Source organism: Phytobacter palmae (genome assembly GCF_039409775.1).
GTDB lineage: Bacteria > Pseudomonadota > Gammaproteobacteria > Enterobacterales > Enterobacteriaceae > Phytobacter > Phytobacter palmae.
The window spans coordinates 402547-425574 of record NZ_JBCIVJ010000002.1; the positions used below are offsets into that span (position 1 = coordinate 402547).

Consider the following 23028-nt stretch of genomic DNA (forward strand, 5'->3'; position numbering starts at 1 on the left):
CGTTGTGTTAATTATTCGTTTCCCTGGCTTGCCTGCCGGGGTTTTTTACGGGTATAGTTTCCGCGCTGTCGCAAAATCGGCAGCCGGGCGTAGGAACCCGAGTTACTTATTGGCGACAACAGACGCGCCATGCGTCTTTTTTTACGTCGTTGCTCTGGCACACCCATTTTCCGGGCTGTGGTGTTTCTGCATACATCATGGTCTCGTAAGCATAATGGTGGTCCGGGCGGGGCAGCCTTCGGGCTGGCCGGTTTCCAATAAGGCCGGTATTCCTACCCCCGTCCGGGCCACCACCCATGAGTGTAGGAACTCCGGTGGTGGCAATAACCGCTACTTATTGGAGGCTGCCATCATGGCTACTATCCTCACCCCGTCACACCCGCAGTTTGTCTTTGTGTTTGCCGCCGTTCGTCGTGCAGACCGCAAGCCCCGTATCTGTATGCTCCGCACCGTCGCCAATGATGAACAGGCCGCCCGCCTTGCCCTTGTCCGTGATTACATCCTGTCGTTTGCCGGCCGCCTGCCGGTTGCGGAGGTGTGCGCATGAAAGACCTGACCCTGACCATTACCCGTGCTGACCTCCAGCATCTTGAACACCTGCGTAATGTCGGCCAGCTTGTCGGCGAACTCATGCAGGTACAGGACTGCACCACCTCCCGTCGTGACCCGGCACAACAGTTACAGCTCGCCTCCGTCATTCACCTGATGACCGCCCGGCTTGATGATGTGGTTGAGCGCTGTAATGCGCGCTGGCTCACTGAGGAGGTACGCGCATGAAACAGCTATTACCGCCTGTATTACGTGCTGCACTGTACCGCCGCGCCGTCGCCTGTGCCTGGCTGACCCTGTGCGAACGGCAGCACCGCTATCCGCATCTCACCCTCGATGCGCTGGAAAGCGCGATTGCCGCCGAACTGGAGGGCTTCTATCTGCGCCAGCACGGCGAGGAAAAAGGCCGGCAGATTGCCTGTGCGCTTCTTGAGGATTTGATGGAAGCCGGGCCGCTCAAGGCCGCCCCGTCACTGTCCTTTCTGGGGCTCGCCGTCATGGATGAGCTTTGCGCCCGTCATATCACAACGCCTGTGCTGCACTGAGGGAAAAAACAATGAACATGAACGTAACGGAAACCGTCAACCAGGCATGCGGCCACTGGCCGCGCATTCTCCCGGCGCTGGGGGTGAAGGTGATTAAAAACCGGCATCAGGCCTGCCCGGTCTGTGGCGGCTCTGACCGCTTTCGCTTTGATGATAAAGAGGGGCGCGGCACCTGGTTCTGTAACCAGTGCGGCGCGGGTGACGGCCTGAAACTGGTCGAAAAGGTATTCGGTGTGAAACCGGCTGAGGCCGCCCGGAAGGTGAACGCCGTCACCGGCAGTCTGCCGCCGGTGGCCCCGGCGGTGATTGCAGACACAGAGGCCGCAACGGAGGCCGACCGTAAAGCGGCGACTGCGCTGGCCGTAAAGCTGATGGAGAAAACCCGCACGGCCACCGGCAACACCTACCTGACCCGCAAGGGCTTCCCCGGTCATGAGTGTGTCATGCTGACGACCACGCACAACACCGGCGGCGTGACGTTCAGCGCCGGTGATGTGGTCGTGCCACTGCATGACGGGACCGGCGCGCTGGTTAACCTCCAGCTTATCAATGCTGACGGTCTCAAACGCACCCTGAAAGGCGGTGCAGTCAAAGGATGCTGCCATATCCTTGAAGGGAAAAAACAGGCCGGGAAACGCCTGTGGATAGCGGAGGGGTATGCGACCGCGCTTACCGTGCATCACCTGACCGGCGAAACCGTTATGGTGGCGCTGTCGTCCGTCAACCTCCTTTCTCTGGCGAGCCTGGCCCGTCAGAAGCACCCGGCCTGCCAGATTGTCCTCGCCGCCGACCGTGACCTTAACGGAGAAGGACAGACAAAAGCCGCAGCGGCCGCAGACGCCTGTAACGGCACGGTTGCCCTCCCGCCGGTGTTCGGTGACTGGAATGATGCGTTTGTGCGGCACGGCGAAGAGGCAACACGTAACGCGATTTATGACGCCATCCGGCCACCGGCACAAAGCCCGTTTGACACCATGAGTGAAGCGGAGTTTACCGCCATGAGCGCCAGTGAAAAGGCCATGCGGGTGCATGAACATTACGGCGAAGCGCTGGCGGTGGATGCGAACGGCCAGCACCTGTCCCGCTATGAAAACGGCATCTGGAAAATCATTCCGCCGTCCGATTTTGCCCGTGATGTGGCCGGTCTGTTCCGGCGTCTGCGCGCGCCGTTCTCGTCGGGGAAAATTGCCTCCGTCGTGGAGACGCTGAAACTGATTATTCCGCAGCAGGACACCCCAGCGCGGCGTCTGATTGGTTTTCGTAACGGCGTGCTCGACACGAAAAGCGGGATATTCAGCCCGCACCACAAATCCCACTGGCTGCGCACGCTGTGCGATGTGGATTTCACCCCGCCGGTGACAGGTGAAACGCTGGAGACCCATGCCCCGCATTTCTGGCGCTGGCTCGACCGGGCTGCCGGTGGCCGCGCCGACAAGCGCGATGTGATTCTGGCTGCGCTGTTTATGGTGCTGGCGAACCGCTACGACTGGCAGCTCTTTCTTGAGGTGACCGGCAACAGCCGGTCTTTTTTTACCTGCAAAACGGCAAAAGTGAACAGTGAAGTGTTCACTGTTCACCATGTATTCACCTGCTAACATTATGAAAATAATGAATAAAAATACCGAGCGAACAGTTTTTCCAAAAAATTTTTTTACCCTTAAACGTTATCAGGCCACCCAGTGCCAAATACGGACGTTGTTAAGTCCACACTGTATTAATTATTAGGGAACAGGTCAGACGCCATCGTTATGATGCATTGATGCATAGACATTTACGCAACAGTAGAAAAATCCTTAAAAAATCATTAAATTCATTGCGTTAATTAGCATGAGAAGCTCTTCATCATAGGTAAACATTCTCATGCATGGGGATAAACATGATGTGGACCACACTTACCCCCCTAAAAAGAGGGGAAAGTGCGCGGTTTTGTTGTACACTAAAAACCATATGGTTTTTATTATTTTTTGGATGAGATAAATGAATGTAATAACATTTAATGAAATAGAATCTACCGTAGTTGCCAATGATCAGGTTGACTCTGTTTGCATTGAATTAACAACATTTAATTATGAAAATGTCATTTCATTTGAAAACAGGAAGAAAAATAAAGAAGTTCTGGATGCATTTATTGAAATCATGAATACTGATATAAATTTTGATTAGGTAATTAGCAATGGCAGAAGCAGCGAAAAAAACACCGCAAAAACGGGATGAAAAAAAAGACTCCACGTCAGCATCGTCAATGGAATTTCTAAGTTCAAGACAATCAAAAGATATATATCTTGGATTGTGTGGATATGTTGGATGCGGCATGAGAACGTTAAACGAAATAGCCGAAGAAATATCCAAAGAATGGGGTTACAATGTTGTACATATCCGAATAAGTGCACTTCTGGAAAATCCACTTTATTTTGAGCAGGCAGCACTAACGGCATCCAAAAGCACTCAAGTTAATAGACATCTAAAACTTCAAGATACTGCCAATAAACTTCGGAAATATTACAACAGAAATGAATTACTGGCAGAAGCGGCGATTGCTGCAATCGCCCTAGAGAAGAAAAACATTGATTATATTAATGAGGACTATAAAGGCACAGTCTTCATCATTGATCAGTTCAAAAGACCAGAAGAAGTGGAGTTGTTCAGGGTCATATACCAGCACAACTTCTACTTATTAGGAATTTTGCGTGATTTAGATTACCGAATAACGAATCTCATTGCTGACGAATCGACAAAGGACGATCTCCATTTAATTATCAATATTGATAATAAATCTTCTGATCCACATGGACAAAGAACCGGAGAAACTATTCTTGATTCAGATTTTTTCATTAAAAATAACTTCAGTCAAAAAAGTGAACTAAAGAAGAAGGTTGAACGTTTTTTTGGCCTTATTCACGGTAAAAACGGTTTGACACCGACATTTAATGAAAAAGGCATGTATGCTGCTTTTTCAACATCATTACAATCAGCTTGTCTGTCGCGTCAGGTAGGGGCTGCACTGTTTGACGATGAAGGTAATCTGCTCGCAGTAGGCAAGAACGACGTACCTAAAGCTAGTGGCGGATTGTATAGTAGTGATGACTTTGATAACGATCATCGGTGCGTTCACAAAAGTGGTAAGTGTTATAATGATACGAACAAGCTTAAAATCAAAGAACGCATAAAAAACGTACTATCCAATGAAGTAAGTGCTGTGTTAGGCATTTCCGCTGGACAAGCGGTTGCAGATATTAATCTGAACCGACTTTTAAACAGCTTAGATAAAATTGCAGAAAGTATTTACAAAGACAGTAAAATTTCAAGCGTGATGGAGTACTCCAGATCAATTCATGCTGAAATGGACGTAATTACTTCAATGGCCAGAAAACAAAATGGCGATACTAAAGATAAAATTCTTTATACGACTACCTATCCCTGCCATAACTGTGCAAGACATATTGTCGCTGCTGGAATAAAAAAAGTAGTATATATAGAGCCATTTGATAAAAGCCTTGCCCTTGACCTGCATAATGATGCAATAACAAAGAATGAAGAATCATCTAAAGTGATATTTTGTGACTTTGAAGGTGTATCACCACGTCGCTACAATAAATTTTTCAGACCAACAGATGAACGCAAAGATGATAAAACAGGGACTGCGAATAAATTTAATGTCCGCTACAAAAACCATATAGATGTTCAATATCTTGATGATTACAGAAAATATGAGTCAGCGGTTGCCAAGAAATTCATAACGGAAGTTGCCAAACCGGAACCACAATAATAAGCCCCCCTATCCTTATTACTGTAAGGATAGGGAGAGGGATTTTTATAACTATCATGGCTTGCTCTTCATCGATTGGCAAACCAAGATGTTAGTAGTAACCGATAATCATCGTCATTTTCTGACTCGGTTGGTCTGCTTCTCGCTCGCAGCAGATTATAACGCTTGTATCTATAGCAGCGGAGATGAACAGTAAAGTGTTCACTGTTCACCAACCATTCACCTTATAACCTCATGAATATTATAAATAAAAGTGCGTAGTGAACAGTGTGAACAGTTTTTCTAAAAAAAAGTTTTTTTGATAAGAACGGTCGCTGGTGCTTTATCTATAGATAGCTTGTCAGTCAAGCAAATGTGTATAAGAATATGTATAATAAATAATTATATCCCTATAAAGATTAATAAAAACAATAAGATAAAACCACAACCCCACTCCTGTGATCTTCCGCCAAAGTTCCTCATAAATTTCCTGCCCTTATCTTACTTATCAAATAAAAAGACGGTATCTCATTTTATTTAAACTTACCGAATGATTTATCACCAGAATTAAAATCAAAATGTATTGATAAAGCATTTGAGTTGATATCCCCCGGAACTCATCCTGACTTTTAAAATGCCCTCATCAGATCATTGCGACACCAGCACGCCAGGTTGACGCTTTCCAGCAAGGGACTCGTGAAGCGGGGTGCGACACCGGATGTCTGGTGAGTTCGTTGCCCCGGTAAGCACAGCGCCACCGGGGTTACAGTGTCTGCAAATGCGCTCAAAACATGTTCTATTTTTTTGAACGTTATCGGCAAATGGTTTAGATTTTCATCACCCAATGGTCGGTCTATTATTCATCACATCAGGGCAACACGCCCTATCCCGAACAAATAACTTAAGGAACACGACCATGAAATCCATCAAAACTTTCGTTGCAGTTGCCGCTCTTTCCGTAATGTCTTTCGGTGCTTTCGCTCAGAGCGTGACCGCAAGCTCCTCCACCATCGACGGTGCAGAAGCGAAAATCGCCGCCCAGGCACACCAGGCCGGCGCCTCTTACAAAATTACCGAAGCAACCGTGAACAACGTTGTTCATATGACGGCTGAACTGAGCAAATAAGGCGAATGGTCGCAGAGGGAGCTGCCGGACAGGTCGCCGCGAGGCGGCCGGTTTCGCCCTCTGACAGAAAACCCTTCTGGCCCCTTCGGGGGCTTTTTTGCGTTTACGGTTTGTGAATATTGCGCGGCGGGTTCCAGGATGCGGCATAAACGCCTTATCCGGGCTACAGCTGCTTTTTACGTCTGCAATCCGGTAGTGCTCAATATACGGACATCTTACGACGTAAATAGAGTAACCTTATTAACCCTGGTTGGGTGACGACAGGCACCCATCATTTACATGTTAAAAGGTTGCCTCAAGATGAAAACTATTGTCGCCTTCATGACATCTTTACTATTTACGATATCTTTCCCTTTATTCGCCGCTGAAAAAAAATCTGCCGAAACCTGTAAGCCGCAGGCAATTTCGGAAGCAAAAAAACTTCTGGCTTTTTATCGTAATAATGATGACAGGGTGGAAATCGATGACCATGTCACCCCGCTGGCAAAAATCCAAAATCCGCAAAATAAATCACAATATTTCGATGTATTGCAGGTGTGGGGAAATATCTATAAAGGGAAATATCGGATGAGATTTATCTTCCTTAATGACTGCACCCTGATGGGTGAAGAAATCCTCGAATACGCTAATCCATAACACTGCTGTCTCGCTTCCCGGATGCGGCGTAAATCGTCTTCTCCGGGTTAGAGTTGCCCCGGTCATACAGCAGAGCAACCGGGGTTACAGTGTCTGCAAATGCGCTCAAAACATGTTCTATTTTTTTGAACGTTATCGGCAAATAGTTTAGATTTTCATTACCCAATGGTCGGTCTATTATTCATCACATCAGGGCAAAACGCCCTATCCCGAACAAATAACTTAAGGAACACGACCATGAAGTCCATCAAAAATTTCGTTGCAGTTGCCGCTCTTTCCGTAATGTCTTTCGGCGCTTTCGCACAGAGCGTGACCGCAAGCTCCTCCACCATCGACGGTGCAGAAGCGAAAATCGCCGCCCAGGCACACCAGGCCGGCGCCTCTTACAAAATTACCGAAGCGACCGTGAACAACGTTGTTCATATGACGGCTGAACTGAGCAAATAAGACCGAATGGTCGCAGAGGGAGCTGCCGGACAGGTCGCCGCGAGGCGGCCGGTTTCGCCCTCTGGCAAAAAACCCTTCTGGCCCCTTCGGGGGCTTTTTTGCGTTTGCGGTCTGGTGAATATTGCGCCGTCTTGTCAGACTACATTGCTCACTGTTATCTGTTTATTAATCAATACCTTCCCCACCCTACCTTATTTTGTAGGCTTCGCAATTTCACAGATTGAAATTTCACGATTGAGACGTAAAACAGCACTATTATCCGAAAATAAACGCCAGTTACGCCTGCATCCAGTCAAAAAAACTCGTCTTTAATAACCAGCTGACTTAGCGGAAATTTTCTCCCTAAAGAAAATATGGAGATGCCGATAACGGATACCAGGGAAGATTTTGTGAGCCAGGTAATGATTAGCCTTAAAACTAATGTCTCAGCGCTAAATGTCCAAAAGCAATCCGTCAAAAGTGCATCCTCGCTGGAAACCGCGATCCGTCGCCTTTCTTCCGGGATGCGTATTAACAGCGCCAGCGACAACGCCGCGGGACAGGCCATCTCCAACCGCTTAACCAGCCAGCAAAACGGGCTTAAGCAGGCGCAGCGTAATGCGGGTGATGGCTTATCGATGATTGATACGGCGGAAAGCGCGCTCAATGAGGTGAACAACCGGTTACAGCGTATCCGCGAATTAACGGTGCAGGGACTGAACGGCACTTACTCACAAACCGATTCCGATGCAATTCAGGCAGAAATTAACCTCAACCTCAAAGCTATCGACCAGATTAATAGTTCCTCGCAGTTTAACGGCATTTCACTTTTAAATGGCAGCGCAGGAAAAGTCGGTTTTCAGGTGGGCGCGAACGACAACCAAAAGATCGATCTCGATTTATCCGCACCCGGCTTTAGCGTCAATGAAATTGGCTTAAAAGATCTGGTGATCAGAGGCATCAGTAACAACATCGTCGATACCAACGGTTACAACAGCACGGCTTACAATATTTCTCTGAACAGCAGTGCGGTCACAGTCAATTATGCAGCGTCAGGGTTATCCTCGCCACAGCTGGTCAGAAGCACGGCCAACGGTCAGTATTATATTCAGGGTACAGATACCAACGGCAACGCGGCTTTTCTGCCAGCCATCTACCACGCGGACTGGGATACTCAGGCCGGGAGCGGTACAGTCTCGATTTCGGCCACCAGCGCGACCAAACTTTATAGTGATGTCAGCCAGATATCCTCCCGCACCATTACCACACTTAATGCGGTCGATACCAACGGTGCGACTTTAAGCGGCGCAACGCTGACCAAGTCAAACGGCCAGTATTACATTGAGCAGGATGATTTTTACTATCCCGCCACGCTGAGTTTTGGTACATCCGGTGCTGTGACCGCCACCATGACCAGCAACAGCGGATTGCTGGATACCCAATTGCCTGTCCTGCCGACCACTGTCACGACCACACCGGCCATCGATACCAGTACCACGGCCACCACCTTTACGGATGCCAATGGTAATTCGGTGGCGGGCAGGCTGGTGAAATCCGGTAGCCAGTACATGATGGAAGTCAGCGACGGTAGCGGAAGTTACAGGTATTACCCGGCAACGGTGAATGCGACGACAGACGGTACGACAACGTCATTAAGCGTAACGGCCACCAGCAACACCAGCCAGAATGGATTTACCGCCGTGACCAGTGTTAGCGGGACGTCGCATGTGACGCTGGACCCCGCACATGTGGAAGTGAACTACACTGACGCTGATGGTAATGTTTTCAACGATGTACTGCGTCTGGATAGCGACGGCAACTATTATATGAACCTGCCCGCCAGCACCACGTATGGCGCGAAGACATCCACGCTGGCCGTGCAAAACGACCTGACCAACACCTTCTATCTGAAAACACTTAACGGTATTGGCGCAGTGCAGATCTATTACACAGCCGCAATGGGTTCCAGTACGGATGCATCAAGTAATTACACCACCCTGAATATCCGGGAAGTGGGTTCGGAAATTCGCTTACGTAACCCGGAAAACCCGCTTGCTGCTATTGATAACGCCATCAGTAAGGTGGATACGCGTCGCACCGAGCTGGGTGCCGTCGCCAATCGATTGACATCCGTACAAAATGCGCAGAGTAATGCCGCAGCTAACATAGCGGCGACACGTTCCAGAATTGAAGATGCGGATTACGCCAGCGAGGTTTCCGCGATGACCAGAGCACAGATTTTGCAGCAATCCAGCATGCAGGTACTGGTCAAGGCGAATATGACGCCAGAGGTCGTTTTGTCGCTGCTTAAGCAATGATCTTATTTACCTTCACCGAGGGAGAAATAAGTTTTTTTAAGAGGAATGTTTTTTCTCATTCCTCAATTTTCTCTCTTTGCGTCACAAATCCCATAAATAGAAACTAAATATATTCCTAAAGCGGCTTTTAAATATTAAAAAACAAACATTTCCTCTTATTATTAGATTAACCCTTAACTTTAACGAGGAATAATAACGGAAATACATTCACATCATAAGTGGATATAAGCATATTCATAGGTTATATCAATAGCTCTCGCCAGACATTTATATTTAGTCATACCTTCGCCCTGTAAAAATACAGGGCAGATTAATCAAAACCCATTCAGGGAGGTTGGGTATGAAGATTCTCTTTTCCCCGGCGCTTTCATTTGCGTTATTTCTCTCCTCGGCTCAGGCTGGCATTGTGATTGACAGTACACGGGTTATCTATCCTGCAGACAAAAGAGAAGTGACTCTCGGTATGACCAATCTTGCGGATACTCCCCGTCTGATCCAGGCCTGGATAGATAGCGGAGATCCTGAGGCCTCCATCGTTAAAGCGACCGTGCCTTTTATTGTTACCCCACCCATTTTCCGCCTGGATGCCGGTAAAGGTCAGACTCTGCGTATTCTCTTTACCGGCGGCAACGTACCGCAGGACAGAGAATCCGTCTTCTGGCTTAACGTGCAAGAAGTACAGCCAAAGCCTGCCGGAAAGGCTAACAGAACAAAGGATTATGTACATTTTTCCGTGCGATCATGCTTGAAAATTTTCTACCGCCCGCAGGGGCTTCCCGGCTCGCCAGAGCAGGCTATCTCCGCCCTGCGCTGGCACGCGGTGGACGGTGGGCTTGAATGTGAGAATCCATCGGCCTTTAACGTATCCATTAATAATATCCGGATCGCAAGTGACGCAGATAATAGCGGCGACAGGCGCAACGGTATGTGTCCGGCGAAGGGCACAAAAATGTTTTCATTTAAAAAAACAGAAACAGAGGATAATAAAAAATTATCACTCAGCATAATTAATGATTACGGTTATTTTGTTAAACACGATACCACATACACTAAATAATAATATAATTTAAAAGGAATTAAAATGATAACTAAAATTCTATTAAAAGTATCCGCACTATTCGGAATCATGTCTGTTAGCCCATTCACCTGGGCTGGCTGTAATGTCTCAGGTGGTACTTATAGTTATTCGGCAACGCTACCAACACAAACATTTAATATTCCGAAAAATAAAGCAACTGGCCCCATTGGTAGTGTGATGTCAATCGGCGCGGGTGTCAGTAGGACGATTTCCTGCTCTGGCGGCGCTACCTATACACATTTAAAGTTTGGCACTGCCTTAACACCCTCATCTTTTTCTGGTATCTACAAGACAAATGTTGAAGGGATCGGAATTAAAGTCTGGGATGACTTCCTCGGTACGGTCATTGTGGATAATGATATTAAACGATGGTACCTGGTCTCGGGCGGATACAGTTATAGTGGTGGTGCATGGCTTACCAATATCAAAGCGCAGTACTACATTATTGGTCCCGTATCAGCAGGAACAGTTACCCCGAATATTACTGTGGAAGCATGGGCGAATACTGCGACCACCACGAGTGGTGGTGCCCGATATAACATGCTTACTATGACAGGCTCAGCAGTGATCAAAGCCGCAGCCTGCGAAACCCCCGATATCAGCGTTGATATGAAAAAACACGCCAGCGCTGATTTTCCCTCCGTCGGCTCCACCAGCGCGGCCACGCCGTTTAACTTTACTATCAACAACTGTGATGCGGGCATGACATCGGTCAGTTACACCTTTAAACCCGCAGCAGGCGTAACCCTCAATGGCACGGGAGCCGGGCAGTATATCAGCCTGAAAAGTGGTTCGACGGCCAGCGGGGTGGGTGTCCAGGTTCAGTATGAAAATGGCACCAACGTCCCCTTTAACACTAAAACCAAATTTACCGGCTATAGCGGTGCAGGCAACTACACCATTCCCATGCGGGCCCGCTATATCCGTACCGGGATAGTCAAAGGCGGCACGGCCAATTCAGCCGTAGAGTTTGAAATGGCCTATGAATAGGCTTAGTTGTTAAATTTCCCCTCTCGCTCAGGGAGGGGAAGAAAGGCGGCTCTTCGCCGCCTCATCTCGCTCGGGCAACAAGCCATTATTCAAAACCTCGCCACAGATCACGTTTCCCTGCCCTAACTCGGTTCAGCCTGTTGAACCACATGTATTCTCCCCTGAACAGGATAGATAAACTTTTATTCAATCAATAGAGGAGCCGTTATGGGCGGTAAAGGATGTAATTCACTTATTCGGGCTGAGAAAATACTGACCTACATTGCCTATGTTGGCGCAGCGAGCTTTATGGAGCTTCTACGGGAATTTCAGTACCCAAAGAGCAGCCTGCTGAATTTATTAAATGTCATGGTTGATTGCGGATTTCTGACGAAAAGCGATCGTAACCAGTATTCACTCGGCATTAAAAATTATGAACTTGGTTGTCAGGCATTACACCGCAAAAATATTTTTGAGGTGACCAAGCGCCCGATGCAGGAGCTTTCGCAAAAAAGCGGACTGGTCTGTCATTTAGGGGCCATAGAAGATTGCTACGCCATTTATCTCGATAAAGTGGAAAGTCCCGGTTCCGTACCAACGAAAAAAAGCTGGATTGGTAAGAAATTAGAATTACATATCACGGCGCTCGGCAAAGCGTTACTCGCCTGGAAGCCCCGTGAAGAGATGGATTATTTTCTGGATGCGTTAGCGCTCACCAAACACACTGAAAATACCTTTACCGATAAAAGGTTATTTCGGGAAGAGTTGCAAAAAACGCGTCTACGTGGATGGGCCATAGACAATGAAGAATCAACCTATGGCGCAGTATGTCTGAGTATGCCGGTATTCAATATGTATAACCGGGTTAATTATGCGATCTCACTGTCGGGTGATCCGGTGGTGTATTCAGGAAATAAGATCGATGGTTATCTCGAATTGCTTCGCCAGTGCGCCGGGCAAATATCATATGGGCTGGGATACCGGAGTGAAAGTGAAAACCTAAGAAAAGGAAACTGATGTAATGAAAAAGTTCAGGGGAATTATTCCGCCGGTCTCCAGCACCTTTGATAACGACGGAAATATCGATAAAACAGCCATGAAAGCGGTCGCTGATTTTCTGATTGAGAAAGGGGTCGACGGACTGTTTTATCTGGGGACCGGCGGGGAATTCAGCCAGATGAACACCAGCCAGCGGATGGCGCTTGCCGAAGCGGCGGTCGCCACGGCGGATAAGCGCGTTCCGGTATTGATTGGCGTGGGTTCTCCCTCCACCGACGAAGCGGTAAAACTGGCGCAGCATGCTGAGGTCTGCGGTGCGGATGCCATTGTTGCCATTAACCCCTATTACTGGAAAGTCGCCCCACGCAACCTGGACGATTATTATCAGCGCATCGCGCGCAGCGTAAAGCTGCCAGTGATCATCTATAACTTCCCCGACCTTACCGGTCAGGACTTAACCCCTGAGACCGTCAAACGTCTGGTCCTGCAAAACGACAACATCGTTGGCATTAAAGACACCATCGACAGCGTCGGCCACCTGCGCACGATGATTAACACCGTCAAAGCGGTGCGCCCGGATTTCTCCGTGTTCTGCGGCTATGACGACCATCTACTCAACACGTTGCTGCTGGGTGGTGACGGGTCGATTACCGCCAGCGCCAACTTCGCGCCGGAATTATCCATCGGCATCTATCGCGCCTGGCAGGAAGACGATCTCGCCACGGCCGCCACGCTCAATAAAAAATTGCTCCAGCTACCGTCGATTTATGCGCTGGAAACGCCGTTTGTCTCGCTCATCAAATATGCCATGCAGTGCGTGGGGCTCCCGGTGAATACGTATTGCCTGCCGCCGATCCTGGAAGCATCGACGGAAGCAAAAGAAAAAGTCAGGGCGCTCCTGTCCTCTCAGGGAATTTTAAAACAATAAGGGGAACACCATGTCTGTTCGCGAAATATTTGATAACGACAACCGGGAGATTTATCACGTCAGGACGCATGCCGCAGGCCCGCAAGGCGAGCTGCCTCTGACGCCGGATATGCTGATCAACCGACCCAGTGGCGATATTTTTGGTATGACGATGAATGCCGGGATGGGCTGGTCGCCAGACGAGCTTAACCGTGATGGCATTCTGCTACTGAGCACGCTGGGCGGGCTTCGCGGGCCAGACGGGAAACCTGTCGCGCTGGCGCTTCACCAGGGTCACTATGAGCTGGATATCCAGATGAAAGCGGCAGCGGACGTTATCAAACACCATAACGCCCTGCCTTATGCGGTCTATGTCTCCGACCCATGCGATGGTCGTACCCAGGGCACGACCGGGATGTTCGATTCGCTGCCCTACCGCAACGACGCCTCGATGGTAATGCGTCGCCTGATTCGCTCCCTGCCGGATGCCAAAGCGGTGATTGGCGTGGCGACCTGCGACAAAGGGCTGCCCGCCACTATGATGGCGCTCGCCTCTCAGCATGACAAAGCCACGGTGCTGATCCCAGGCGGCGCGACGCTGCCTGCGCTACACGGCGAAGATAACGGCAAAGTGCAGACCATCGGCGCGCGTTTTGCCAATGGCGAATTGTCGTTGCAGGGCGCTCGCCGGGCAGGATGCCAGGCTTGCGCATCATCCGGCGGCGGCTGTCAGTTCCTGGGCACCGCGGGCACCTCGCAGGTGGTGGCCGAAGGGTTAGGGCTGGCTATTCCTCACTCCGCCCTGGCGCCATCAGGCGAGCCGGTGTGGCAGGAAATTGCCCGCGCTTCCGCCCGCGCGGCGCTGCAACTGACCCACAAAGGCATCACCACGAAGGATATCCTTACCGATAAAGCCTTTGAGAATGCCATGATGGTCCACGCGGCATTCGGTGGCTCCACCAACCTGCTGCTGCATATCCCGGCGATCGCCCATCAGGCGGGCTGCCACATCCCGACCGTGGAAGACTGGATCCGCATTAACAAGCAGGTGCCGCGCTTAGTGAGCGTGCTGCCGAACGGCCCGGTCTATCACCCGACGGTCAATGCCTTTATGGCGGGCGGCGTGCCGGAGGTGATGTTGCATCTGCGAAGCCTGGGGTTACTGCATGAAGATGTCATGACCGTCACCGGTAATACCCTCAAGGAAAATCTCGACTGGTGGGAGCAGTCCGAACGTCGGCAGATTTTCAAAGAGCTGCTATTCAAGCAAGAACAGGTCGCACCGGAAGATGTCATTATGTCGCCGCAACAGGCCGCGAAACGCGGACTGACGTCCACCATTACCTTCCCGGTAGGCAATATCGCGCCGGAAGGTTCGGTAATTAAGTCCACGGCCATTGATGCCTCTGTAATTAATGAAGAGGGCGTTTATTACCATAAAGGCGCGGCGAAGGTATATCTCTCGGAAAAAGCGGCCATTTACGATATCAAGCACGACAAAATTAAAGCGGGCGATATTCTGGTGATTATCGGTGTTGGTCCCTCCGGCACGGGAATGGAGGAGACATATCAGGTTACCAGCGCGCTAAAACATCTGTCATACGGTAAACATGTCTCGTTAATTACCGATGCCCGCTTCTCCGGTGTCTCAACCGGTGCCTGTATTGGCCACGTGGGGCCAGAAGCCCTGGCGGGAGGACCGATTGGTAAATTACGTACCGGAGATATTATTGAAATTAAAATCGACTGCAAACAATTGCATGGGGAGGTGAATTTCTTAGGAACCGATATAGATAATATTCTGCCATCTCGTGAGGAGGCGGCTGCATTATTAAATGCCCGCAATAGTCATCCGGATTTAATGCCAGACCCGGAATTACCGGACGATACCCGTCTCTGGGCAATGCTCCAGGCAGTAAGCGGCGGTACGTGGCGCGGCTGTATTTATGACATTAATAAAATTAGTGAAGCACTACAGGACTATATTAATAAGCCCTGAGTTAAGTCATACCCATTATTAAGTTTTTTATTATTCGACTGCCTGGTTCAGGCAGTCTGGTAGCTCACATCTGTATCCTGGAAAGAGAGGACGTTATGCCACTATTTATCGTCGTGGCAGGTATTGCTGTACTCCTGCTTTTAACTATAAGAATAAAATTAAATACTTTTGTTTCGTTAATTATCGTCTCAATCGGGGTCGCCATCGCCAGTGGAATGAACCTGAATAAAGTTGTTGCTTCGGTCGAATCAGGGCTTGGCGGTACGTTAGGTCATATAGGTTTGATATTTGGCTTCGGCGTGATGCTCGGGCGTCTGTTATCTGACGCTGGCGGCGCGCAGCGCATCGCGCTGACCATGCTGAAATATTTCGGCGCAAAGAAACTCGACTGGGCGGTGGTCTGTTCGGCGTTTATCGTCGGTATTGCGCTCTTTTTCGAAGTTGGCCTGATTCTGCTGGTACCTATTATTTTTGCTATCGCCCGCGAAGCAAAAATATCGCCGATGTATATGTGCGTGCCGATGCTTTCCGGTTTGCTGGTCGCGCACGGTTTCCTGCCGCCGCATCCGGGACCGACCGTGATCGCCCGTGAATATGGCGCAGATGTCGGTATGGTCTTGATTTACGGTATTATCGTGGGCATTCCGACCTTTATTCTCTGCGGCCCGCTGTTGAATAAAGTGTGCCAGCGATTGATTCCGGATGCCTTTAAAAAAGAGGGCAATATTGCCTCTCTCGGTGCCACCAGGAGCTTTACCGAGAGCGAAATGCCAGGGTTTGGCATTAGCTTTTTGACCGCCATGCTGCCGGTTATTTTGATGGCGCTGGTGACCATTATGCAGATGGCGCGCCCGAAAGACGCAGGCGATCCTGGCATGCTGTATAACATCTTCCTGTTTCTGGGGAACTCCACCATCGCCATGCTGATTTCGCTGTTGTTCGCGATTTACACCATGGGTGTAGGGCGCGGGAAAACCATTTCGGAACTGATGGACTCCTGCAGTAAAGCGATTGCCGGAATTGCCGGTCTGCTGTTGATTATCGGCGGCGGCGGTGCGTTTAAACAGGTATTGATTGATTCCGGAGTAGGTCAGTACATTTCCACGCTGGTATCAGGGATGGATATCAACCCCATTCTGATGGCCTGGGGTGTGGCGGCATTTCTGAGGATCTGCCTGGGTTCAGCCACAGTGGCGGCGATCTCCACCGCCGGGCTGGTTATTCCATTGCTGGCGGCGCATCCCCACACCAATCTGGCGCTGATTACGCTGGCAACGGGGGCAGGTTCCTGCATCTGTTCACATGTGAACGATGCCAGTTTCTGGATGATTAAGGATTTCTTCGGCCTGACCACCAAAGAGACGTTGTTGTCCTGGACGCTCATGTCAACGCTGCTCTCCATCTGCGGCCTGCTGTTTATCCTGTTAGCGAGTATGGTGATGTAAGTTATGTCCCCATCCGGGGGATCTGCTCCACCGTCAGGCTGCCTGCCGCGTGGGCATCTCCCCCACCCTCCCTCTTCCTCAGGAAGAGGGAGCAAATCGCGCAGACTCCCTCAGAGAGACTGAATAACAGGCTTTCATTTCATCATCACCTTCATCGCCCCGTTCTTTATCCTTGCCAAATTAAAGAGAAAAGCGCAGCAACGGTTGTACTTTTGGCAGCAAATTACCCCGGTTCTCCCGTGCATCTGCTGCCTTTTTACATGCTGTGCGCTCTCCTTCCTCAAAATCTACAGCGGCGCCATACGTCTGTTATTTCGACACATCGGTCCCGAAGTAGGTAGTGGATATCTTCTGGTATGTTCCGTCGGATTTAATGCCGTCGAGGGCTTTATTGATCGCTTGTTGCAGTTCCGCATCATTCTTACGAATCAGCACGCCCACCTGTTCAGCATCATTTTGCGCCGCCACAATTTTCACCGGTGCATCCGGCTTGTGTTTTTTGAAGTCCAGGAACGACAGGTTATCGTTGATAGTGGCGTCCGCGCGTCCCTGCGCAACCAGCGACACCGACTGATCAAAGCCATCTGTACCTACCACTTCCGCGCCGTATTTACGCGCCAGTTGAGCATAGTTACTGGTCAGCGTGTGGGCGGATTTCTTGCCTTTGAGGTCATCGAAGCTCTTGATCGTCGTATTATTGCTATTCACGATCAGCACCGCTTTAGAGGAGATATAAGGCTCGGAGAAAGCAAATTTCGCCTGACGCTCCGGAGTAATCGATACCTGGTTAATGACCGCGTCGTAACGTTTAGCGTCCAGCCCGGCAATCAGGCCATCCCATTTGCCTTCGACAAATTCAGCTTTCACCCCAATACGCCTGGCGATTTCACGGCCGATTTCCACATCAAACCCCACCAGTTTTCCGGAGGCGTCATGGTAAGTGAACGGCGGATAGGTGCCTTCGGTGCCGATTTTCAACACCCCGGCAGATTTGATACCGGACAGATCGTTTGCTGCAAAAGCAGCATGAGAAACGCTCAGTTGGATGGCGGTGGCCAGCAGTGCAGTAACGAATATCTTCATCATTAGCTCCTTAAAAGGTTGCCGTGTTGTTGTTTTAAATTTCCCACGAATCGGGAAGGGTGTCGGTCAGGGTGGAAATAAACAGCTGTGTTCGCGTCTTCTTCGCCTAGGTGAAGATAGCCTTTGAGGTGCCGCTCTCGACAATGTGTCCGGACTCGAGGAACACCACCTGGTTGGCAATATTGGCCGCCAGCCTTAAGTCATGTGTCGCCATGAGCATGGTGGTGCCCTCCTGGGCAAGCTGTCGCAGTACGGCCACAACCTCCAGGGATAATTCCGGGTCAAGTGCCGACGTCGGTTCGTCGCAAAGCAAAACTTTTGGCGACGGAGCCAGTGCACGGGCGATAGCCACGCGCTGCTGCTGGCCACCGGAGAGCATGGCTGGCCAGGCGTCGCGCTTATGCAGCATGCCAACTTTGGCGAGTAGCTCTTCCGCCCTCGCTTTGGCTCTGGTGAGCGGCCATTTCTGTACTACCACCAGCCCACGCATAATGTTGTCCAGCACCGTTAAGTGCGGAAAGAGCTGGAAGTTCTGAAAGACCATGCCGGTCTGCTGGCAGATACGCCGGATATCTTTTTTCTTCGGTCTGACATGTCCGTTAAATGAAATATTTTCACTGCCAATTTGCAGCGTTCCAGCCTGTGGAATTTCCAGCAAATTGACACAACGTAGCAATGTACTTTTTCCACTGCCGGAGGGGCCAATTAATGCCGTGACGCTTCCTTCCGGTAGAGTAAGAGAAATATTGTGCAGAACTTTTTGCAAACCAAAACTTTTCTCAATTCCGGATAGCGTTATCATTATTATTTTCCTTAGCCACGGTATTTCTTTCTAATCGGGTTTCCAGCTGTGACTGTAAATACGATAAGACGGAGCTGATCAGCAGATAGAGCAGTGCAGCTTCGCTATAAAGAATAAGGGGTTGATAGGTGACGGCGGCAATACGCTGCGCGGCGAGGAACATCTCCGGAACCGTAATGACCGATGCCAGCGAAGTGTCTTTGACCAGCGAAATAAAGGTGTTTGATAACGGCGGCACCGCCACGCGCGCCGCCTGCGGCAAAATAATATGGCGCAGCGACTGGCTCCAGCTCATGCTGATGGAGTGCGCCGCTTCCCACTGGCCTTTCGGCACCGAGAGCAGCGTCGCGCGGATCACTTCCGATGTATAGGCACCAATATTCAGCGTAAAGCCAATTACCGCCGACGGAAACGCATCCAGCGTGATGCCCGCATTCGGCAGGGCGTAGAAAATAAGGAACAGTTGTACCAGCAGCGGCGTGCCGCGAATAATCCAGACATAAAAGCGCACCGCACTTTTCAGCGGTGCCGGACCATATAAGCGAATTAACGCCACGACGAATCCCAGAATTAATCCAAGGACGAAAGTAATTAACGTTAACGGAATAGTAAATGTCAGCCCGGCATACAGCATTGGCCAAAATGAATCTATTGCTAAAGATAACCAATCAGGCACACTTCACCTTCCCTGAAAATTATTATTTTCAGTTGTTATAAATTAAATGGCATAGATATATTTTATCAGGCAAGTCTACCACGAGGAATTTGCGGATGTATCGAGATATACCAGGAATGGATAGTTACTTTTAACAATTGCTATTTATGGGAATGCTTTTGCATTTTATGCATAAATAATACAAAGGGAGTCTATTCTGAGGCTCACAGCAGGCATCATTGAATCGTCCAGTAAGACAAACGTATTCCAGGAATACGTTCAAATTCGTGCGTATTGTTAGTGACCTGGATTAATCCCTGCGAACGAGCGTAAGCAGGGCCAGGGGGTATACCGGGTTTTGCCAGCTCTGGCTGAATTTGCCCGGAATCTGTTGCGGCTTCATGCATGGGATGTACGGCATTGCCCCGCACCTTTCTTAATGCGGGGCAATGCTTGTACGTCAAATCTGCGCCAGGCCGCCATCGACGAACAGCTCGATGCCATTGATATAGCTCGCGTCATCCGAGGCGAGGAACGCGATGGCACTGGCAACCTCAGAAGGCTGACCAATACGGCCTGACGGTACCTGTTCAGAAAGCCAGGATTTGGTGCCTTCTGCCTGTTCGCCGCCACCAAACAGTTCGTTAAGACCTGCGGTGTCCGTCAGGCCAGGGCTGACGGCATTGACGCGAATACGACGCGGTTTAAGATCCAGAATCCAGCTACGGGCGAAGTTACGTACCGCTGCTTTGGTGGCCGAATAAACGCTAAATGCCGGGGTACCTTTCACGCTGGTTGTCGAGGCCGTCAATACAATGGAGGCGCCATCTTTGAGCAGCGGCAGCGCTTTTTGCACTGTAAAGAGCACACCTTTGACGTTGGTGTTAAAAGTCTGTTCATAATGCTGTTCAGTGATTTCACCAAGAGGCGCAAAGTCGCCGCCGCCTGCATTTGCCACCAGCACATCAATCTGACCATGCTGTTGCTGAATGACATCATAGAGATGGTCGATATCGGCCAGTTGCCCCATATCGCCACGCACGCCGACCACGTTGCCGCTGATTGCCTGTACCGCGTTGTCCAGTGCTTCCTGGCGACGTCCGGTGATATAAACATGCGCCCCTTCTGCTGCGAAGGCTTTTGCTGTAGCCAGACCAATACCGCTTGTACCACCAGTGACTACCACGACTTTGTTGCTGTATCTGTTCATCTTAAGCTCCGGTTTATTCCGTTGGGTTAGTGATGATGAAGATACCAGTGGAACGATGGTGCAAAAAGATAGCAATTATGCTACCTATCGTTCTATTAAAAGAACGATGAGGTGACAATGCGTACCGATCTGAATGACTATCGCTATTTTGCCGAGGTGGTACGCCACGGCGGGTTTGCCGCCGCAGGCAGGGCACTGCACGAACCGAAATCAAAACTCAGCCGCCGAATTAGCGAGCTGGAATCTCGACTCGGTGTACGGTTGATTGAGCGAACCAGCCGCCGTTTTCGCGTCACGGAAGTGGGCGAGGCGTTTTATCAACGCTGCCGGGCTATGCTGCAAGAGGCTGAACAAGCAGAAGCGTTAATTGTGAATGCCCATTCCGAGCCGCATGGCCTGGTACGCTTTAGCTGTCCGACCGGGATGGTGGAAGTGGTTTCCGACACGCTGATGGCCTATATGCACCGCTATCCGAAGGTCCGGCTGCAAATTCTTGCTCTCGACAGGCCCGTGGATTTGATTAATGAGCGTATTGATGTGGCCCTGCGGGTGCGCACGCAGCTTAATAGCGATGCGGAACTCATCATGCGCACGCTGGGTATTTCGCACCGTATCCTGGTGGCAAGCCCGGCGCTGGCGAGGCGTGCAGGAGAGGATATCGCCACGCTCAATACCCTCCCCACTCTCAGTACCAATGATGGCGACACCGAAGCGGAGTGGCCGCTGGAAAACCGCGACAAGCAGAGCATGCTATTTCGTCATGAACCGATGATGAGTTGTAGTGATTTTGCGGCGGTGCGCACGGCGGCAAGCCAGGGACTCGGCGTGGCATTTCTGCCGGAGCACTTTTGCCATCGCGCATTAGAGAAGGGAGAGCTGGTACAGGTATTCCCGCAGTGGCGCAGCGTACCGGGGATTGTCCATCTGGTATTCACCACGCGCAAAGGGTTGCCGCCTGCGGTCAGGGCGCTGATTGATAGTCTGGCCACTTATTTTGCGACGTTGACGAGGCTGTAATCCCGGGCGGTGATGATGCTGGCACTTTTCACCCCCGTCAGCGTTAAGGCACGACAGGGGGAAAACCTCTGTCTGAGACACTCATGAATGTATCTCAGAGCTCCTTTTGATTTCCCCGACTAATCAAATCCCGGCAATGCCGCATAAACTTAACCCTGCGGTTTTTACCTTTGAGGAGAGGAAAATGAAAATTATCCGTAGTGGTTCTGTCCCTTCCGCACCCGGCCCGGAGGCTTATTTTACTGGCCGCGTACGCCTCGATTCCCCGTTCCAGACCGATGCCCCGGCACGCGTCGGTGGCGCGATTGTCACCTTTGAACCTGGCGCACGCACGGCATGGCACACCCACCCACTCGGCCAGACGCTGATCATCACCCAGGGTAAAGGCTGGATCCAGTGTGAAGGAGAACCCATCCAGGAGATGAACCAGGGCGATATCGTCTGGATCCCCCAGGATGTGAAGCACTGGCACGGCGCAACGCCAGAGAATGCAATGACCCATATCGCTATCGCCGAATCACAAAACGGCAGCCCGGTTACCTGGCTTGAGCAGGTATCGGATGAACAATATCGTCGCTAGCCTCGGCGTAGCGCCGTTGTAAATCTTGCTTAAACGCGTCACGCAGGGAAGCGGGCGAATGGATGCTGACATCCGGAAGCCAGTAGCGTAGCCAGCGAAACAGCGTGTGCGGGTCATGGATGTCGCACGAAATCGTCATGCCGCCATCGTCGTGCCGTTCCAGCAGACGCTGGGCAGGAAAAAGTGGGCGTCGGCTGACATATTTCGCTGCGTGTGGCGATATCCGTAATTGCACCTCTGTCTTTTTGCCAAAGCGAATACCCGAGCTTGCTTCAAGCTCCTCCAGCACCTGCGGATCGGCTCTGAATCGGCTTGTGCCTGGCGCAAAGCGGGAAATAAGCGCCAGCTCGAAAGCCTTTAACGTGCCCTCATCCACTGCCGCCAGATACCACAAACCATAATGATTTATTAAGCGATACGGCTGGACGCAGCGGTTTTTTTCACGGTAGTGGTACGTGACTTCCTGCCGGGCGGCAATAGCCTGATTGAGCTCGCCGATCAGAGCATCAATGGTGTAATTCTCCCGGCTGCTGACGCCATGAAAAGCGATGTTATCCCGGTTTTTCATGCTGTTACGCAGCGATTGCCCGTCCCGGCGTGGGAAAAGATGCGCAACACCCGCGAAATCAGCAAATTCCGCCAGATGCCCCGTATGCAGGGTCGGAAGCAGATGCGTACTCAGACGATAGCGACCAGGCGAAACCTGATCCAGTAAGTGGGCAAGCCGCGCCAGATCGCGATACGCGGTGCGCGCCGTAATGCCAAATTTTGTACATAACCATGCTTTATCGATGGTATTTCCCTGATAAAGGACCGAGAAAATTTCGCACAGTCGCTCAATCAGCACGTCGTGTTTCTTTGCGTGACTTTCCTTCATTGTTCCCTGTCCCCAAAGACAAGTCAGAAGGCGCTTACGCGGCGGCAATCACCTGCCGGACT

The 23028-nt window shown here is 50.4% G+C and carries 21 protein-coding genes and 2 pseudogenes; 18 read left to right on the plus strand and 5 right to left on the minus strand.

Features of this window, described 5'->3' with window-relative positions:
- The first annotated feature begins 4 nt into the window (after nt 1-4).
- The 16 genes and pseudogenes from AAIG39_RS04545 to AAIG39_RS04620 all read left to right on the plus strand — a co-directional run bounded on the left by AAIG39_RS04545 (nt 5) and on the right by AAIG39_RS04620 (nt 16742).
- A complete protein-coding gene (locus AAIG39_RS04545) occupies nt 5-547 on the plus strand; it encodes a host cell division inhibitor Icd-like protein (RefSeq protein WP_343193277.1) in 543 nt (180 codons plus the stop codon).
- Complete coding sequence (locus AAIG39_RS04550) at nt 544-777, plus strand: hypothetical protein (RefSeq protein ID WP_334749487.1); 234 nt, start codon at nt 544-546, stop codon at nt 775-777. The genes AAIG39_RS04545 and AAIG39_RS04550 overlap by 4 nt, the downstream gene beginning before the upstream one ends.
- On the plus strand, nt 774-1094 hold the full coding sequence (locus AAIG39_RS04555) for a DUF5375 domain-containing protein (RefSeq protein ID WP_343193278.1): 321 nt from the start codon (nt 774-776) through the stop codon (nt 1092-1094). The genes AAIG39_RS04550 and AAIG39_RS04555 overlap by 4 nt, the downstream gene beginning before the upstream one ends.
- A gap of 11 nt (nt 1095-1105) precedes the next feature.
- Nucleotides 1106-2608: pseudogene (locus tag AAIG39_RS04560) on the plus strand (primase-helicase zinc-binding domain-containing protein); the annotation flags it as partial.
- A gap of 463 nt (nt 2609-3071) precedes the next feature.
- The gene (locus tag AAIG39_RS04565) at nt 3072-3257 is read left to right on the plus strand and encodes a hypothetical protein (protein WP_343193279.1); all 186 of its coding nucleotides are present in this window, start codon (nt 3072-3074) and stop codon (nt 3255-3257) included.
- 10 nt (nt 3258-3267) lie between these two features.
- The gene (locus AAIG39_RS04570) at nt 3268-4860 is read left to right on the plus strand and encodes an anti-phage dCTP deaminase (protein WP_343193280.1); all 1593 of its coding nucleotides are present in this window, start codon (nt 3268-3270) and stop codon (nt 4858-4860) included.
- 895 nt (nt 4861-5755) lie between these two features.
- Entirely contained in the window at nt 5756-5965 is a 210-nt protein-coding gene (locus tag AAIG39_RS04575) for a YdgH/BhsA/McbA family protein (protein WP_039080088.1), read from the plus strand.
- Nucleotides 5966-6265: 300 nt separating this feature from the next.
- A complete protein-coding gene (locus AAIG39_RS04580; RefSeq protein ID WP_343193281.1) occupies nt 6266-6601 on the plus strand; it encodes a hypothetical protein in 336 nt (111 codons plus the stop codon).
- 237 nt (nt 6602-6838) lie between these two features.
- A complete protein-coding gene (locus AAIG39_RS04585) occupies nt 6839-7048 on the plus strand; it encodes a YdgH/BhsA/McbA family protein (protein WP_343193282.1) in 210 nt (69 codons plus the stop codon).
- Nucleotides 7049-7437: 389 nt separating this feature from the next.
- Nucleotides 7438-9345, plus strand: coding sequence for a flagellin N-terminal helical domain-containing protein (locus AAIG39_RS04590; protein WP_343193283.1), 1908 nt, complete (start codon nt 7438-7440; stop codon nt 9343-9345).
- Nucleotides 9346-9685: 340 nt separating this feature from the next.
- Entirely contained in the window at nt 9686-10402 is a 717-nt protein-coding gene (locus tag AAIG39_RS04595; RefSeq protein ID WP_343193284.1) for a fimbrial biogenesis chaperone, read from the plus strand.
- A 24-nt stretch (nt 10403-10426) separates the two neighbouring features.
- The gene (locus tag AAIG39_RS04600; RefSeq protein WP_343193285.1) at nt 10427-11413 is read left to right on the plus strand and encodes a fimbrial protein; all 987 of its coding nucleotides are present in this window, start codon (nt 10427-10429) and stop codon (nt 11411-11413) included.
- A gap of 207 nt (nt 11414-11620) precedes the next feature.
- The gene (locus tag AAIG39_RS04605) at nt 11621-12409 is read left to right on the plus strand and encodes an IclR family transcriptional regulator (protein ID WP_090088161.1); all 789 of its coding nucleotides are present in this window, start codon (nt 11621-11623) and stop codon (nt 12407-12409) included.
- Between the two features lie 4 nt (nt 12410-12413).
- Nucleotides 12414-13319: a dihydrodipicolinate synthase family protein gene (locus tag AAIG39_RS04610; RefSeq protein WP_090088159.1), complete on the plus strand. Its 906-nt coding sequence runs from the start codon at nt 12414-12416 to the stop codon at nt 13317-13319.
- Between the two features lie 10 nt (nt 13320-13329).
- Nucleotides 13330-15297 (plus strand): YjhG/YagF family D-xylonate dehydratase, encoded by a 1968-nt coding sequence (locus tag AAIG39_RS04615; RefSeq protein WP_343193286.1) that lies wholly within the window; start codon nt 13330-13332, stop codon nt 15295-15297.
- Between the two features lie 95 nt (nt 15298-15392).
- Nucleotides 15393-16742, plus strand: a complete 1350-nt coding sequence (locus AAIG39_RS04620) for a GntP family permease (RefSeq protein WP_090088155.1) — start codon at nt 15393-15395, stop codon at nt 16740-16742.
- 309 nt (nt 16743-17051) lie between these two features.
- On the opposite strand, the gene AAIG39_RS04625 is transcribed toward AAIG39_RS04620, so the two are convergent.
- The 4 genes and pseudogenes from AAIG39_RS04625 to AAIG39_RS04645 form a co-directional block, all read right to left on the minus strand.
- The gene (locus tag AAIG39_RS04625) at nt 17052-17825 is read right to left on the minus strand and encodes an amino acid ABC transporter substrate-binding protein (protein WP_090088153.1); all 774 of its coding nucleotides are present in this window, start codon (nt 17823-17825) and stop codon (nt 17052-17054) included.
- Nucleotides 17826-17859: 34 nt separating this feature from the next.
- A pseudogene (locus tag AAIG39_RS04630) lies at nt 17860-18627 on the minus strand (amino acid ABC transporter ATP-binding protein).
- Nucleotides 18605-19303: an amino acid ABC transporter permease gene (locus tag AAIG39_RS04635; RefSeq protein ID WP_343193287.1), complete on the minus strand. Its 699-nt coding sequence runs from the start codon at nt 19301-19303 to the stop codon at nt 18605-18607. Before AAIG39_RS04635 ends, AAIG39_RS04630 begins: the two are co-directional and overlap by 23 nt.
- A gap of 439 nt (nt 19304-19742) precedes the next feature.
- Entirely contained in the window at nt 19743-20492 is a 750-nt protein-coding gene (locus AAIG39_RS04645) for an SDR family NAD(P)-dependent oxidoreductase (protein ID WP_090088147.1), read from the minus strand.
- 117 nt (nt 20493-20609) lie between these two features.
- Between AAIG39_RS04645 and AAIG39_RS04650 the strand changes: the two genes are divergently transcribed.
- Both AAIG39_RS04650 and AAIG39_RS04655 read left to right on the plus strand, forming a co-directional pair.
- Entirely contained in the window at nt 20610-21509 is a 900-nt protein-coding gene (locus AAIG39_RS04650) for a LysR family transcriptional regulator (protein WP_090088145.1), read from the plus strand.
- A 184-nt stretch (nt 21510-21693) separates the two neighbouring features.
- The gene (locus AAIG39_RS04655; protein ID WP_090088144.1) at nt 21694-22089 is read left to right on the plus strand and encodes a (R)-mandelonitrile lyase; all 396 of its coding nucleotides are present in this window, start codon (nt 21694-21696) and stop codon (nt 22087-22089) included.
- On the opposite strand, the gene AAIG39_RS04660 is transcribed toward AAIG39_RS04655, so the two are convergent.
- Entirely contained in the window at nt 22046-22966 is a 921-nt protein-coding gene (locus AAIG39_RS04660) for a helix-turn-helix transcriptional regulator (RefSeq protein WP_343193288.1), read from the minus strand. The genes AAIG39_RS04655 and AAIG39_RS04660 overlap by 44 nt on opposite strands.
- Nucleotides 22967-23028 lie beyond the last annotated feature (62 nt).